This is a genomic window from Alkalimonas delamerensis (assembly GCF_030717955.1).
GTDB classification, from domain to species: domain Bacteria; phylum Pseudomonadota; class Gammaproteobacteria; order Enterobacterales; family Alteromonadaceae; genus Alkalimonas; species Alkalimonas delamerensis.
Genome location: NZ_JAUZVY010000006.1, coordinates 13,025 through 27,715 on the forward strand (window position 1 = coordinate 13,025; position 14,691 = coordinate 27,715).

Annotated in this window: 12 protein-coding genes; 4 read left to right on the plus strand and 8 right to left on the minus strand. The window is 55.3% G+C overall.

What is annotated here, in order from left to right; translation table 11 throughout:
- Positions 1-143: 143 nt before the first annotated feature.
- Positions 144-1,976, plus strand: coding sequence for an SLC13 family permease (locus Q3O59_RS13220; RefSeq protein WP_305946033.1), 1,833 nt, complete (start codon positions 144-146; stop codon positions 1,974-1,976).
- A gap of 38 nt (positions 1,977-2,014) precedes the next feature.
- A complete protein-coding gene (locus Q3O59_RS13225; RefSeq protein WP_305946034.1) occupies positions 2,015-2,689 on the plus strand; it encodes a DUF3334 family protein in 675 nt (224 codons plus the stop codon).
- On the opposite strand, the gene Q3O59_RS13230 is transcribed toward Q3O59_RS13225, so the two are convergent.
- From Q3O59_RS13230 to Q3O59_RS13245, 4 genes are read right to left on the minus strand one after another with little or no spacing between them, the layout of a single operon-like run.
- Positions 2,678-3,895 (minus strand): ATP-binding protein, encoded by a 1,218-nt coding sequence (locus Q3O59_RS13230; protein ID WP_305946035.1) that lies wholly within the window; start codon positions 3,893-3,895, stop codon positions 2,678-2,680. The genes Q3O59_RS13225 and Q3O59_RS13230 overlap by 12 nt on opposite strands.
- Positions 3,895-4,590, minus strand: coding sequence for a response regulator (locus Q3O59_RS13235; protein WP_305946036.1), 696 nt, complete (start codon positions 4,588-4,590; stop codon positions 3,895-3,897). Before Q3O59_RS13235 ends, Q3O59_RS13230 begins: the two co-directional genes overlap by 1 nt.
- The gene (locus tag Q3O59_RS13240) at positions 4,590-4,961 is read right to left on the minus strand and encodes a DUF3019 domain-containing protein (protein WP_305946037.1); all 372 of its coding nucleotides are present in this window, start codon (positions 4,959-4,961) and stop codon (positions 4,590-4,592) included. The genes Q3O59_RS13235 and Q3O59_RS13240 overlap by 1 nt, the downstream gene beginning before the upstream one ends.
- A 14-nt stretch (positions 4,962-4,975) precedes the next feature.
- On the minus strand, positions 4,976-5,830 hold the full coding sequence (locus Q3O59_RS13245) for a MipA/OmpV family protein (protein ID WP_305946038.1): 855 nt from the start codon (positions 5,828-5,830) through the stop codon (positions 4,976-4,978).
- 186 nt (positions 5,831-6,016) lie between these two features.
- Between Q3O59_RS13245 and Q3O59_RS13250 the strand changes: the two genes are divergently transcribed.
- Both Q3O59_RS13250 and Q3O59_RS13255 read left to right on the plus strand, forming a co-directional pair.
- Positions 6,017-7,066, plus strand: coding sequence for a S66 peptidase family protein (locus Q3O59_RS13250; protein ID WP_305946039.1), 1,050 nt, complete (start codon positions 6,017-6,019; stop codon positions 7,064-7,066).
- A gap of 148 nt (positions 7,067-7,214) precedes the next feature.
- On the plus strand, positions 7,215-8,249 hold the full coding sequence (locus Q3O59_RS13255) for a LacI family DNA-binding transcriptional regulator (protein ID WP_305946040.1): 1,035 nt from the start codon (positions 7,215-7,217) through the stop codon (positions 8,247-8,249).
- 61 nt (positions 8,250-8,310) lie between these two features.
- Here the strand turns inward: Q3O59_RS13255 and Q3O59_RS13260 are convergent, their stop codons facing one another.
- The 4 genes from Q3O59_RS13260 to Q3O59_RS13275 all read right to left on the minus strand — a co-directional run bounded on the left by Q3O59_RS13260 (position 8,311) and on the right by Q3O59_RS13275 (position 14,688).
- Positions 8,311-10,041 (minus strand): alpha-amylase family glycosyl hydrolase, encoded by a 1,731-nt coding sequence (locus Q3O59_RS13260; protein ID WP_305946041.1) that lies wholly within the window; start codon positions 10,039-10,041, stop codon positions 8,311-8,313.
- A 3-nt stretch (positions 10,042-10,044) separates the two neighbouring features.
- Positions 10,045-11,550 carry an MFS transporter gene (locus Q3O59_RS13265; RefSeq protein WP_305946042.1) on the minus strand — a complete coding sequence of 502 codons (1,506 nt, stop codon included), beginning with the start codon at positions 11,548-11,550 and terminating at the stop codon, positions 10,045-10,047.
- A gap of 112 nt (positions 11,551-11,662) precedes the next feature.
- Positions 11,663-12,103: a YybH family protein gene (locus Q3O59_RS13270; protein ID WP_305946043.1), complete on the minus strand. Its 441-nt coding sequence runs from the start codon at positions 12,101-12,103 to the stop codon at positions 11,663-11,665.
- A 161-nt stretch (positions 12,104-12,264) separates the two neighbouring features.
- Entirely contained in the window at positions 12,265-14,688 is a 2,424-nt protein-coding gene (locus Q3O59_RS13275; protein ID WP_305946044.1) for a glycoside hydrolase family 31 protein, read from the minus strand.
- Positions 14,689-14,691: the final 3 nt, after the last annotated feature.

Below are 14,691 nucleotides of genomic sequence, written 5' to 3' on the forward strand. Positions count from 1 at the left end.
AAGTCCTGTTGCCAGCCTGATTGCTTTTGCAGCTAGTATACCCAAATTACGACCCGGCAGCGATATTAGAAGGAACTTGCGAAAACTAACGGGCTGTTGGATAGTTAGTTCATGCAATCCCAGTCGCCAACAGGGCAGCGCCAGTGGAATTTCAACAAGGACTGATTTTCGCCATTCTTGCCATAACGGTTGCCCTTTTTCTATCGGGGCGCTGGCGGCATGACATGATAGCACTGGCCAGTTTGCTGGCCTGTGTGCTGGTGGGCCTGGTCCCCACCGATCAGGCCTTTAGTGGCTTTGGTCACCCGGCGGTGATCACCGTCGCCTGTGTGCTGGTGCTTAGTCAGGCGCTGCAGGCCACCGGTGCGGTCGACGTTTTGGCAATGAAAGTCTTACCCAAACAAGCCGGCCCCACTGTGACCATTAGCGCTCTGACCGCGCTGGCTGCCATTTTGTCGGCTTTTATGAACAATGTGGGAGCTCTGGCGCTGCTGATGCCGATTGCCATTCAGGTCGCCGCCCGCATTCAACTTGCCCCAGGTCAGGTGCTGATGCCACTCGCTTTTGGCTCCATTTTAGGCGGCATGACCACCTTAATCGGTACCCCTCCTAACTTGATCGTCTCCGGTTTTCGGGCTGAAACTGCCGAGCGTGGTTTTGCCATGTTTGATTACAGCCCTGTTGGCGTGCTGGTGGCTCTGGTCGGGGTTGCTTTTGTCGCGCTGATTGGCTGGCGGCTGGTACCGGCTCGCAGCAGGGCGGATGCCAGCAGTTTTGATACCGGCAAGTACTTGACCGAAGTTCGGATCACCTCGGACAGCAAACTGGTCAATATGCCACTACGGGACTTCGAAAAAAAGCTGGAAGAGCTAGATGCGCAAGTGGTCGGCATTGTCCGCAATAATTACCGCGCCCCCTCACCGCCGGGCTATTACCGTCTGGTCGACCAGGATGTGCTGATCATTGAAGCCGACCCTGAAAGCCTGGGTGCTTTGCTGTCCAATCTAGGCCTGTCGCTGGAGGAGAGCCCGGCCAATCAAAAAGACAAAGAAGTGTCCAGCGGACAGCACGAAGCAGAGACCAGCAAAGATAAAGAAAAAACCAAGGTCGATAGCGATTCAGAGCTGCATTTGCAAGAGTTGGCTATCTTGCCCAACTCGGATCTGATTGGTCGTACGGCCGTGACCCTCAACCTGCGCAAACGCTTTAACATTCACTTGCTGGCCTTGTCCCGGCAAGGCCAGCGCTCTTACAAACGCGTGCGACGGACCAGCTTGCAGGCCGGCGATGTGATTTTGATGCAAGGGCAGCAAGAAGCGCTGGCGGTCTTTGCCACCGACTTTGGCTGTGTGCCGCTGGCAGAGCGGCAAATTCGGGTCCCTGAGAAGCGCAACACCCTGCTCGCCAGTTTCATTATGCTGGGAGCCATTTCAGGGGCAGCTTTTGGCTTGCTGCCGGCGGCCATTTCGTTCGCCGCTGGCATGCTGGCCATTATGGCACTCAAAGTGATGCCTCTACGCAAAGTCTACAGCGCCATCGACTGGCCTGTGATCGTGCTGCTGGCCTGCCTGATCCCGGTGGCCGGCGCCATGGCCACCACTGGCGCTGCTGACATGCTGGCCCATACCATGCTGTATTATCTGGCTGGCGATCATGCCATTTTGGCACTGGTACTGATTTTGGTACTGACCATGACCTTATCCGATTTTATGAACAATGCTGCCACTGCTGCGATGATGTGTCCCATTGCCATCAGTGTGGCGGAGCAACTGTCGGTGCGGGCCGATCCCTTTCTGATGGCCGTCGCCATTGGCGCATCCTGCGCCTTCTTAACGCCCATTGGTCACCAGAACAACACCCTGATTTTAGGGCCAGGCGGTTTTCGCTTTGGTGATTATTGGCGGCTGGGTTTACCGATGGAGCTGGTGGTCATTGCCGTGGCCATCCCCGCCTTATTGCTGTTTTGGCCGTTATAACAGATACTGATGGGATAGATGCAGTGACAGGACTCCCCATGAAAAAAAGTAAAACCGTAGCCACCGAAGATATTCTACTCACCTTGTGCCAATCGCTTACCGAGGTACTGGCTGCCGCTGGCAATCGTGAAGTCAATTATTCACCCATGGTGCAGAAGATCCAAAAAACCTGCCTGCGGCCCGATCTCGGCTGTTTTGTGCTGTTTGATGGTGGCTTTTCCGGCTTGGTGGTGATTAACTTTACCGCCCCGGCAGCGATGGAAATCTACCGCAAGTACATGATGAGCATGGGCATGCCCGAGTCCGAGCTGGCACAATTTCATACCTCGGACGAGGTCGGCAATGTGATGGGCGAGCTGATGAATCAGATTGTCGGTGACTTTACCAACAAGGTACGACTGGACCTGCAAACCTCCATCAATCAAAGCCAGCCCAAAATGATGGCGATCAACAAGCAGGTACAAATTCTGATCAATACGCAGTTGGATCAGCCTCAAGCCAGACGAGTGACCTTCAGTACGCCAGAGCACAATATTTTTTATCTGGAACTGGCGATGGATAAAACCGAGTTCATTCAGCTGCATGAATTTGAAAAGGCTGCCAAAGAAAACCCGGATGACATTCTGGAGAACGCCAAACAGGGTGGCTATGAAGTGGCCGATGAAGTCAGCCCGGATGTTGACGATGATTTTCTGCGTGATTTAGGCCTGTAGGCTTAAACTAAAACGAGCCCCTCCCAGGGGGCTTTTTGCAATCAACAGCCGCCCCTGATGCCACTCCATAATACGGCTGACAATGGCCAATCCCAGCCCAAAGCCGCCAGTTCCGTCCCGCCGAGTCCCTTCCAGGCGTTGAAACGGCTTGGTGATCTGCGTATAGAGTGCCTCTGGCACCCCCGGCCCATCGTCATCGACATGCAGCAGCCAACCACTGGTGCGGGGTTCGAGCGTGACTTGGATACGACTCCGGGCAAAACCACGGGCATTTTGCAGCAAGTTGACAATGGCGCGCTCCAGATAATGACCATCGGCCCGGCAAATACAGACTTCTGGCAGCTGCAACTCAATCGCAGGGCCTGGTAGTACCGCCAACTGCTCCTGAATGCTATGCAGCAACTCAGCGACATCGACCGGCGTAGGTTCCAGTTGTGGCATGGCCACCTCCAGCCGGGCATAGTCCAGCATTTCATCCACCAGCCGCTGCAACACCAGCACATCCTGCTGCATCAATCCCCGCTCCTGTTCAGGCAGCTGACTGGCCATTTCCAACGCAAAACTGAGTCGGGCCAGTGGTGTTCTTAGCTCATGGGACACCGCATGGGTCATTTCTTTTTGCAGCGATAACAATCGCTGGATCTGAGCCTGCATTTGCCGCACGCTCTCGGCAATGGGAGCCACCATCGAATACGCTGGCAATTGAATCTGCGTTTCAGTCCCTTGCCCCAGCCGATTCAAATCACGCTGCAATTGCCGGATATCACGGGCCAAAGGCCAAAGCCAAAGCGCCACCCCCAATCCAAGCAGCACAAAAAAAAGCAGGGTGATCACCAGCCGGGCTGAACCTGGCGTCTCCAACGCAACCGGACCAAACTGCCACAATTGTTCGTGCTGCTGTGCAAAAAAATACAGGCTGTCGCCATGACCAAAAAAAGGAATCACGGCACCAGCCTGCAATGCGGCCTGCTCATCGACACTGAAAGGGACACTGTCACGGGCCAGCTGTTCCGCAGGCAATGCCAGCAGCTCAGGCCAGCCTGGATCAGCCTGTTGCCGTAACTGCTCAATTTGCTGTTGCCAGAGCGCCACCGAAGGCGGCAAGCTTTGCTGTGACCAGCGCTGCCACAGCTGTTCCATGCCCCAGCCCAACGCCAGCAGCAACACCAGCAAAAAAAAATAGAACTGGATAAAAAGCCGCTGCATCAGCTGGACCAGGCATCCGCGACAAAGAGATAGCCTTTGCCCCAGACCGTTTTGATGCGAAACGGTGTTTCGGTATTGTCATTGAGCTTCTTGCGCAAATGCGACACCCGTACATCGACGGTTCGATCCAGCCCATCGTAGGGCCGACCAATCACTTGCTGATGAATTTCTTCTCGCCGCACCGTCTGCCCGGCATGACTGGCCAGCATCCACAGCAGATCAAACTCGTAGCTGGTCAAATCAACCCTAACATCTGCCAGAAATACCTCCCTGGCCCGTCGCTTGAGCATCAACTGCCCAAACTGCAGCTCATGCTGCTGCTCCGGCTCAGCGCTTTTGTGGCGACGCAACAGTGCATGGATCCTGGCCAGTAACACCCGGGGTTCAACCGGCTTGACCACATAATCATCGGCACCAAGCTCCAGACCCAGCACCTGATCAATGTCACTTTGCCGCGCCGTCAGCATCAGGATAGGCCCGGTAAAGAGTGGCCGAATCTGACGACAGACAGCAAAGCCATCCTGACCGGGTAACATCAAATCCAGAATCACCAGATCCGGCTGAAAGTGCTGACAGCGTGCCAATACTTCCAGACCATTGCCTTCGACCTGTACCTGAAAATCATGCTGTGTCAAGTAACTTTGCACCAGCTCTGCCAACCGGACATCGTCTTCTACCAACAGTACTTTACTCATCAGAACACACTCCAGGGGGCAACCAGGCGGCGACGTCGATACGGGGTTCGCCGGACGGTTTTCAATTCTTCTTCCAGCAGCACTTGATCCGCTGCTCGCAGGGTTAAAGTTGCTTCATCCGGCCAGGACAGAGGTGCTTGCCAGCTGCCTTGCTGCTGCTTCGGCCAGCAGGTCAGTGACTCCTCGGCCAAAAACAGGCACAAGACCACAGCATCTGGACTGGACCAGTGCACCGTCAAGTCGCCTTGGCAGCGACCTCTGCTGTCGTTGGCAATACAGACCAAAGGGGTCACTGACCAGCATACGGCTTGCCGGCAAGCTTCCTCAGCCAAAGCGGCCAATGGGAGCAACAGCATCCATGCAAACTTCACTAGGTATCCTTTCATCAGAGAAACCGGTAACTCCAGCCAATAAACCAACTGTGCTGGCTGGAGTCTTGCACCAGCGGACTTTGCGTCATGGCCGAGTCCAACCAGCGAAAGCGATAAAACGCCATGATGCGCCAACCGGCCCGAACAGGCAACGACCAATGGAGTTCCACCTCGGGCTGCCAGCTGGCACTGGCCTGATAACGCGGCAGATAGCTGGCTTCATTGGCACCCAGGCCATAGTAAGTCTGCATCAACTGCTCACTTTTCCAGGACAAGGCCGTACCAAGGCGCCAGTCGCCAACCGCAGAAGGAAAATGATAACCCATGGCCGCACGCAGCTCATGACCATGGTGTTGACCACTGATATCGGTCCAGGCATTGAGCCGCAGCATCCAGTTGTCAAACCAGGCATTAAACTGCACACCACCATCCCAGGCGGTAGGACGACGCTGCACCTCCTGCACCGAGACAAATTCCAGATCTGCCCTCGAGTCTTGCATCACAGTGGGGGTATCTGCCACCATTGGATTAAAGCTGGGTAAGCGGGACAAGTGCCAACGGTAAAAGTAACCCGTTTCCGGATTTAGCCGGCTCACCAGACTGATGCTCCAGTTAGGCGATACATCCAGCCCGGCGCCAAGAATGCCATTGTCAAAGAACAACAACCGGCCGTAGTAACTGACATCTGGCATGATCAACAGAGGCATCGACTTGCCACCCACCAGTGGGCTGGAGCTTTGACCCGCCCCAAAGGCCAGCGCCAACTGCCAGCGGGATGCTTCGACATAGCCGTCATCGGTTTTCACCTTGTCCCCTGCCATCGCCATCGAAGAGAGCAAGAGTCCCAAAACGACCCAGATTTTTTTCATGCCACACTGCTCCCAATACACTCAACTTGAGTGTATCACCCGGCCGGGCCCGACAAAATACAGTTAACAATGTTTCACAATTTAGCCGCGCCTCACGACCTTCCCCCCCAAACAGGGACTGGGGCTAACAAGGCCGGAGCTTTGGGTATACACTGATAAAAAACACGCAACCCAACAGAAACGGCTATGAATAAACGCAACTTTCTAAAACTTGGGCTTGGCTCGGCGCTGCTGCCTCTAATGACAAGCACCGGTCAGGCCGCCAGCCCACCTGTCAGCCCAGCAGCAATGCTGGCCATAGCGCTGAAGCCGGGCGATACCGTCGGTATTGTCAGCCCCTCGGCAGCGATCGCCAGCCGCCAGGAGGCGGACTTTGCCATCGAATCGATGCAAGCGTTGGGTTTTCGAGTCAAAAGCGGCCAGCACATGCGCAGCCGCCATGGTCACCTGGCCGGGCAGGATGCAGATAGGGCTGCAGACTTTAATGCCATGTTTGCTGATCCGGAGGTCAAAGCCGTGATCTGCCTACGCGGCGGCTCTGGTGCCGCCCGTATTTTGCCACTGATTGACTATCGGCTGGTGCAAAACAACCCCAAGGTGGTGCTGGGATACTCCGATATCACAGCCATACACAGTGCACTGCATGCCAAAACGGGCCTGGTGACCTTTCATGGCCCCAATGGCAGCAGCCGTTGGCCTGACTTTAATGTGCAGCAATTTGAGCAGCTGTTTTTTAAACGTCAGTTGCTGCACTACCAAAATGAGCAGCGATCTGAGGACGATTTGATTGTTCGCAGCAACCGGACCAGCACCATTTTTGGTGGCAAGGCCACAGGCAAACTCTTGGGCGGCAACCTCACCGTACTGACATCCCTGGTAGGCACGCCTTACCTACCGGACTTTCGCAATGCCATCCTCTTTGTTGAAGACATCAATGAACCGCCCTATAAAATCGATCGCATGCTCAGTACCCTGCGCCTTAGCGGTGCTCTGGCTCAGATCCGCGGCTTTATATTTGGCGACTGTGCCCGCTGCGAGCCCGGTGGCGGCTGGGGTAGTTTAACGCTGGATGACATTCTGGAGGATTACTTGCTGCCACTGCAGATCCCGGCTTACCGCGGCGCCATGATTGGCCATATTGCACGGCAATTCATAGTGCCGGTCGGGGGGCAGGTCGAGCTGGATGCAGATGCCGGCACTTTCCGCTTGCTGCAACCGGTATTGCAGCCGGCTTAACCGCGGCATTTGAATCCCATTCCGCTTCCGACTATGATAGGAAGCAGGTGTCAGCAAAGGCCATGATAAGTCGTTGTCGCTCCGAATCTTTCTTTGCCTGGCTCGTAACCAAGCCATTCAGGCCACGAGCCATAGATGAGCGTATTCCATGAAAGAAAAAGCCACATCCTTTGATATTGCTTACTTGGCTGGTGTTTCACAGTCCACGGTGTCCCGGGCTTTACGCAATAGCCCTCAGGTCAATAAAGAGACTCGGGACAAAGTGCATGCCATCGCCAGACAGCTGAACTACAAAGTGGATAAAAATGCCAGCAATCTGCGCAAACAACGCAGCAGCACGCTGGCCTTGTTGCTGTTTGAAGACCCAACCACCGACGAGTCGCTAATCAACCCCTTCTTTTTATCCATGCTCGGCAGCATCACCCGCGCCTGCGCGCAGCGTGGGCAGGATTTACTGGTGTCCTTTCAGCAGCTCAGCGATGACTGGCATGCCGATTACGAAGACACGAAAAAAGCCGATGGCATCATTCTGCTGGGCTATGGCGATTACCAGGATTACGAAGAAAAACTAAACAAACTGCTGGCGCAGGAAACCCATTTTGTCTGCTGGGGGGCCGATGTCGAAGGCCACCCGGATTTTACCATTCGCAGCAACAACCGCCAGGGTGGTCGATTAGCGGGCGAGCATTTATTGGCTTTGGGCCACCAGCGCTTTGCCTTTATTGGCAATGCCTCAGCTGGCAGCCCTGAGTTTAATCAACGCTTTTTGGGCTTTAGCGATGCCCTGCAGCAAGCGGGCATCCGCCACAACGCCATTGCTCAGTTCAATGCTATCTCAACGGAACAAGCAGGCCAACTGGCCGTGCAAAACCTGCTGGATAGCGGCGAGCAGGTCGATGCTATCTTTTGCGCCAGTGACTTAATTGCTATTGGGGTGATGCAGGGCATTCAAAAGCGCGGGCTGAGGGTACCGGACGATATTGCGGTGATGGGCTTCGATGATATTCCTGTGGCCTCCTACACCACGCCACCGCTTAGCACCATTCAACAAGACACCAGCCTGGCTGGTGAGATGCTGGTCGAAAACCTACTGCGGTTGGTCAACAACAAAGCCATTGAAACCAACCAGATTGAACCCAAAATTATAGTACGCCGCTCCTGCGGTACGCCTCCGAAAGGATAACCAGGTTAGACTAGCTGGTAACCTAAGGGCTGCGCCAGAAGGCGCAGCCCTTCGCCGGATATTACCGCGATTGCAAGATGACCAGACCGTCGGTCGCCAGCAAACTGCCGTCCAGGTCAAAGCCCCAAGTGACTGACAACTCGCCGTAGGCAGCGATCACCGATGCGATATCGGCCGTTTCACCAGCCAGATTCAACACAAAGACCGAGCGGCTGTTATCCAGCTCCCGCACCACCGTCAAAATACCCTGCTGTGGCGATTGCACCTGGTACGAGCCCGCCAAACGCATTTCCGGCCGCTGCTTTTGCAGCTCGATCAGCAGACGGTGCAAGTTCCACAAGGAGTCCGGCTGTGCACGTTGTGCTTCCACTGTCCGATCGCCGACTGCCAACTGCTGCGTCAGGAAATCCGGCCACCAGGCATCAAAATGGCGGCTGAATAAATCTTTTTGCTCTACCCAAGCCTTTTCTGCCTGGGTAAAGCCGGCCTGATGCCCTTGATCCCACAACATTGGCGCCCGCTTGTAAACATCATGGCCACTTTTTAGCTGGGTCATGCCAATTTCTTCACCGTAGTAGATGTACTTGGTGCCCGGCGAGCTAAATAACAGCGCCGCCGCTTGTTTGGCTTTGGCCTGACTTTCCAGCAATTGAAAGCCAACTCTGTCCTGATCGTGATTGGTTAAAAAGGGCGTGAAGAAGGCCAGCGGTGCGCCCGACTCCAGGCGGCGCTGCACATTCTGCGCCAGTGGATGCAAAGCGCCATCTTCAGCCTGACCGGACTGCTGGCTCATGGTGCCAAACTGGGCTTCCGTGGCCAGCCCTTGCTGCAGCATATCCAGCACGATGTAACCAAACTCAAAATCAAAGCCCTGATCCAGCCCTTTGCCTTCACCCCAGTATTTGGCTGCCACCGGAATATCAACCCAGGCTTCGCCCACTAAGTAGGCTTCGGGGTTAACGCTTTTGACAAAGGCGTTGAAGTCTTTCCAGTAATCAATGGTCTCGGGCAAGTCGGCCTGGCCTTTCGGGCCGCGCTCTATCACAAAGCGCACCGCATCGAGCCGGAAGCCATCGACCCCTTTATCCAGCCAGAATTTAGCCATCCGTTTCATTTCTTCGATCACATCCGGGTGCTCCAGATTCAGATCCGGCTGGGTGGCACCAAAGGCGGCGTAGTAGTACTCGCCCCGGGTCTCATCAAAATGCCAGACCGCTTCGGGCATATCGTTATCCGACCAGGCATGGCCCCAGCCCTTGCCGGCTTCTGGCAGGCTTTCCCGCCAGATAAAGTAATCGCTGTACGGCTCAATGCGCTGGGCTGACTGCTTAAACCACTGGTGCTCACGGGAAATGTGGTTGATCACCAGATCCAGAATCACCCGGATACCGCGCTCTTCAGCTTGTTGCAAAAAGCGCTCGAAGTCGGCCATGGTGCCATAGTCCGATTCCACCTGATAAAACTCGGTAAAGTCATAGCCATGATAAGACGGCGCCTCAAACATCGGCGTTAGCCAGATGGCATCAATGCCTAGCTCAGACAAATAAGGCAGTTTGGCGGTCATGCCATTAAAGTCGCCATGGCCATCACCGCTGGTATCGTAAAAACTACGCGGCCAGATTTGGTAGAAAACCGCATCGTCCCACCAGGGCGCTTCGGTCTGCTCGACAGGCGCTGCAGTTGGGGCTTGATAAGCCGACTCGGGTGCCGGCTGGCAAGCGCTGACCGCAGCCAGAGCGGTCGCCAGGCCAGCGGCCTTAAGCGTGGTAGAAAACCAGGGATTCAGTTGCATCACTTATCCTTTGACTGTTTTGCTGGTTCGAACAAAGAGCACATAGACAGCGGCGATCAAGTAACTGACCCCGCCCAGTGCCAACGCATAAATGGCCTCGCCGCCGAAGAAGTACTTCAGCAAGCTGCCCAAAATGGCCGCCGCCAGTAGCTGCGGCAACACTATAAAGATGTTGAAGATGCCCATGTAAATGCCCATTTTGTGGGCTGGCAGGCTGTTCGACAGCATGGCGTAGGGCAAGGACAAAATCGAAGCCCAGGCAATGCCGATACCGATCATTGGCAACCACAACAGCGCAGGGTCTTGGATCCAGAAGAAGGAAAACAGCCCCAGGGCACCACAGGTCAAGTTAATACTGTGGGTACGCTGAGTGGTAATGCGGCGGGCCAGCCAGGGGATAATCAAGGCAGCGATAGCGGCAAAGCCGTTGTACACCGCAAACAAGACACCAACCCAGTCTGCGCCGGTGTTGTAGGCCAGCGAGGTGGTGTCCGAAGTGCCATAGTGATGGCTGGTGACCGCGGCCGTGGTGTAAATCCACATGGCAAAGAGTGGGAACCAGGAGAAAAATTGCACCACCGCCAATTGCTTCATGGTGCCCGGCATGGCGTAAAGGTCATCGATAATCTGCACCAGCATGTTGCGGTTATTCTGCTGCTTAAACCAGCTGGTCAGCCACTGCAGCACACCGAAGGAGGCAATGAGGGCGCCCAGCAAGTACAGGTTTTGATCCAGCTGTTGCAGGTAAACAAAAGCCCAGAAAGCCACCCCAATCACCACAGCCGCAGCGCCACTGGCCCAATAGTTATCGCGTACTTTGACTACTTCGACTTCCACTGGGTTGGCCTGCTGCTCGGCCGCTTCAAAGGCCGCCAGCTGATCCGGGCTGTACTCTTTGCTGCGCAAAATGGTCCAACCGACCGCCAGGAACAGTACCACACCACCGGCATAGAAGGAATAGACCACCGAGTCCGGGATCATGCCTTCCGGCGCAATGTTGGACACGCCAAACCAGTTGGTCATCATCCAGGGCAACGCCGAGGCAACAACGGCGCCCACGCCAATAAAGAAGCTTTGCATGGCAAAACCCTGCGGCCGCTGCTTCTTGTTCAGGTTATCACCAACAAAGGCCCGGAACGGCTCCATGGTCACGTTAATGGCCGCGTCTAAAATCCACAGCATCATGGCCGCTACCCACAAATGCGGTGAGTTCGGCATAAAAATCAGCGCCAGGGTGGTAGCAATGGCGCCATACAGGAAGAAAGGACGACGACGGCCCAGTTTGGTCCAGGTTTTATCGCTAAAATGACCGACAATCGGCTGCACCAGCAAACCCGTTAACGGCGCTGCTACCCAGAGGATGGCAATCTGGTCCATCTCGGCGCCCAGGGTTTGGAAAATCCGGCTGACATTGCCATTTTGCAAGGCAAAGCCAAACTGAATGCCAAAAAAGCCCAGGCACATGTTCCAGATTTGCCAGAAACTAAGATCAGGTTTTTGTTGTTGCATTGTTATTCTCTAAAACCACTGTTGATCTGTCTTTGATAACCCTATTATGGTGCAACAACAAGATGAATACGTATTCAAGCCAGCAAAAGTGTCATCTACTGGTGCAAAGACCCTACTGATCCGGCTGCAACTCAAACTGCCCCTGACCGGATCCCATCTCCACCGGTACTGAGAAGTGTTCGTGGATGATTTTCCAGCCATCAGGTTGCAGTTGCCAGCACTGAGTACAGCGTAGCCAGCACAGATGCAATTGGCCTTGGTGGTCCGTGCCGCCGCCATAATTTAAGAAGTGGCAAAAAGCCAGTTCGGTATCGGCCTGCACTTCCAGCTGGTGTACTTCAAAGCGAAACTCACCGGGGCAGAACGTCATGCAGTGCTGCCAGTGCTGTTGATAGGCATCACGGCTTTGAAACTGCAGCGGCCCTATCGCATCAAAAGCCCGAAGTGGCGGGCTGTAAAACTGCATAATGGCTTCGACATCTTTACGGGCTACCGCCTTACTCCAACTGTCTATCAACTGTCGGATCTGCTTCGCATGCTCTTGATCGGTCATCACGCTCTCCTATGAACTGCTTTTAAGGCTAGTCGGTTAAGGATGTCGTATTTCGACAAAAACGACAGAAAGAAGTGGTGAAAAGATGTAAGCGGACGTCTCAGAAAACAAAAAACCAGCACCCGACCACTGTGCTGGTTTTTTTACGGGAGAAATGGTGGTTAACGCAGTTGCAGCTGAGTATCCTGCTGCCAGTTAAATTGCACCACGATGGCGCCATCGCGGTTACGCCAGGCGCCGGTTTCGCCTTCGGCCAGCGCTTCGGCTTGAACGGAAAAACGCTGCTCGCCCAGCTGTACTTGCTGCCAGTGCGCCGGGGCCTGGTGCACCACCAGCATCAGCTGACGCGCTGCCGGCATGCCGGGGAAGTCGCCCTGACGGCTTAGGGTGATTGCCAGTTGCTGATCCTGTTGATTGCGGGCACTGAACTGCAAGAGTTCAAAAGCGCCGCCCTCTAAACTGGTGCGGCTATGGCCATCGTCATCGTACAGCTCGCCTTCGCTTTGGCCCACACTGGCATGGTGCCAGTAGTGCAGCTCCAGCTGCTCGGTGCTGTACTGATCCAGGCTTTGCAGCGGCGCCACCATCGGCACAAAAGCACCGGCTTTGACCAGCACAGGAATGGTTTCCAGCGTCACCGGCACCTCGAGCTTTTGCCCCCCTTGATAGGCAGTGCCAGCAAAGAAATCAAACCAGACACCGGTCGGTGCATTGACCGTCCAGCTGCTAACGCCAGGCTTGGTGACCGGTGCCACCAAAAAGGCATCGCCCCAAAGGTAGCTGTTTTTCTCTGTCAGGTAATCCGGGTTGTCCGGCTCTAGCCAAAATAGCGGGCGCATCAGCGGTAGACCGCGGGTGCTGTGCTGATAGGCCAGGGTGTAGTTGTACGGCGTTAAACGGTAGCGCAAACGGATAAAGTCACGGCTAATGCGCTGGGTGGTGCCATCGTGGAACACCGGCTCAGGCGCGATGTGCTCCTGCGCATGCGGCCGGTACACCGGCTGAAAGACTCCAAACTGCATCCAGCGGGTGTACATTTCGGCATCGAAAGTCTCACCTCCGGCAAAACCGCCCAGATCCGAGTGAATGTAGCCAAAGCCAAACAGGCTCATTTGCAGCGCCAGCTCGACCTGCGGCTTTAAACCATCCCAGCTACGGTCAACATCGCCGGTCCAAGGGATCATGCCATAACGCTGCGATCCCGGTGCGCCGGAGCGCATCATGATAAAGGGCCGAAGCGTCGGATAATCGCGCACATGGCGCTCAAACACCAGTTTGGCCCATTCATGGCCATAGGCATTGTGAATTTCATCGGCAGTGGCGGTGCCTTGTGGCAGGCGGTGAATGGCATCGTGTGGGTGCACTTCCGGCTCGCCCAGATCGCCCCACCAGCCCGCTACGCCCTGCTGCATCAGGCCATGGTAAATCTGCCAGAACCACTCTGCCGCCTCGGGTTTGAACACATCAATCAGGCCGGTGTTGCCAAAATAAAAATCAAAGGTTCTGGGCTTGCCGGCCAGATTCAGCGCCAGCACATCCTCACGCACCGCTTCTTGCCAACGGTTGGAGCTGGTCAGCATAAAAGGCTCGGTGATCAGAATGGTTTTCACGCCCAGCTCACGAAAATCGGCGATCATTTGCTCCGGGGTAGGAAAGGCTGCTTTATCCCAGGCCAGATTGCCCATATGACCCTGAATATCGGGGCCAAACCAGAACAGGTCCAGTACGATGGCATCGAGCGGAAAACCCTGATCGACGAAACGCTGCACGGTGTCGCGGGCTTCTTGCTCGGTGCGGTAGCCAAAGCGGGAGGCGTAGTTACCGAGCGCCCAGCGTGGAGGTAGTGGCGGCATGCCACTGGCCTGCAGATACTGCTGCAGCGTGTCCTGATGGCTGTCGCCAGCAGCAACAAGGTAACCGGTGCGGCCACCGACGGCTTCAAACTGCAGCACATCGGCTTCGGTTTTGCCCAGGTCGATAAAGCCGCTGGCCGAGTTATCAAACAACAGCAGGTAGTTGTGGCTGGAAATCACCCCGGGAATGCTGAAGTACATTTGCTCGGACTCGGTGGTGTAACCGTAGTGCGCTTTATTGTAAAGCGGCAGCCGGTGACCCCGTCGGTCCATGCCCAGCACCCGCTGGCCGGCGCCGAGTAGCTTTTCATCCGGCTTTAACTGAAAACGAAAACCGCGCAGGGTATCGTGTACAAAGAGGCCTTGCTCCTCGGCCAGAAAGACCTCGCCGTCGCGCAAAAAGCTCAGCCGCAGCGGCTGGGTCGCAACCCGTACCGTCAGGGCTTCGGTGCCGTAATACAGCACCTCACCCTTGGTTTCCAGCCCAGCCGCCAGCAATTGCGGTTTTTGTGGCAGTGTAAAGGATGGCAGTTGTTTTACGCCCTCGTTTTGATAAAACACTTCCACCACCGCCGGCTGATGGAAGCGCAGCGTCAACTGACCTGCGCTGGTCTGGATCAGCAGGCCCTCATCCGTCAGCTGATGACTTTGGTAGTCCAGTGTCTGCGCTGGCAGCAGCCAGCTGGCAAACACCAGCAGGCTAACAAAGAGTGCACCTATGGATTTAAGCATTGC

What these genes read in the sequence shown, in the direction of transcription:
- Q3O59_RS13265 (WP_305946042.1), bottom strand. Translation starts at nt 11,550, where the DNA reads ATGCAACAACAAAAACCTGATCTTAGTTTCTGGCAAATCTGGAACATG.
- Q3O59_RS13225 (WP_305946034.1), top strand. Translation starts at nt 2,015, where the DNA reads ATGAAAAAAAGTAAAACCGTAGCCACCGAAGATATTCTACTCACCTTG.
- Q3O59_RS13230 (WP_305946035.1), bottom strand. Translation starts at nt 3,895, where the DNA reads ATGCAGCGGCTTTTTATCCAGTTCTATTTTTTTTTGCTGGTGTTGCTG.
- Q3O59_RS13245 (WP_305946038.1), bottom strand. Translation starts at nt 5,830, where the DNA reads ATGAAAAAAATCTGGGTCGTTTTGGGACTCTTGCTCTCTTCGATGGCG.
- Q3O59_RS13275 (WP_305946044.1), bottom strand. Translation starts at nt 14,688, where the DNA reads ATGCTTAAATCCATAGGTGCACTCTTTGTTAGCCTGCTGGTGTTTGCC.
- Q3O59_RS13270 (WP_305946043.1), bottom strand. Translation starts at nt 12,103, where the DNA reads ATGACCGATCAAGAGCATGCGAAGCAGATCCGACAGTTGATAGACAGT.
- Q3O59_RS13255 (WP_305946040.1), top strand. Translation starts at nt 7,215, where the DNA reads ATGAAAGAAAAAGCCACATCCTTTGATATTGCTTACTTGGCTGGTGTT.
- Q3O59_RS13235 (WP_305946036.1), bottom strand. Translation starts at nt 4,590, where the DNA reads ATGAGTAAAGTACTGTTGGTAGAAGACGATGTCCGGTTGGCAGAGCTG.
- Q3O59_RS13250 (WP_305946039.1), top strand. Translation starts at nt 6,017, where the DNA reads ATGAATAAACGCAACTTTCTAAAACTTGGGCTTGGCTCGGCGCTGCTG.
- Q3O59_RS13260 (WP_305946041.1), bottom strand. Translation starts at nt 10,041, where the DNA reads ATGCAACTGAATCCCTGGTTTTCTACCACGCTTAAGGCCGCTGGCCTG.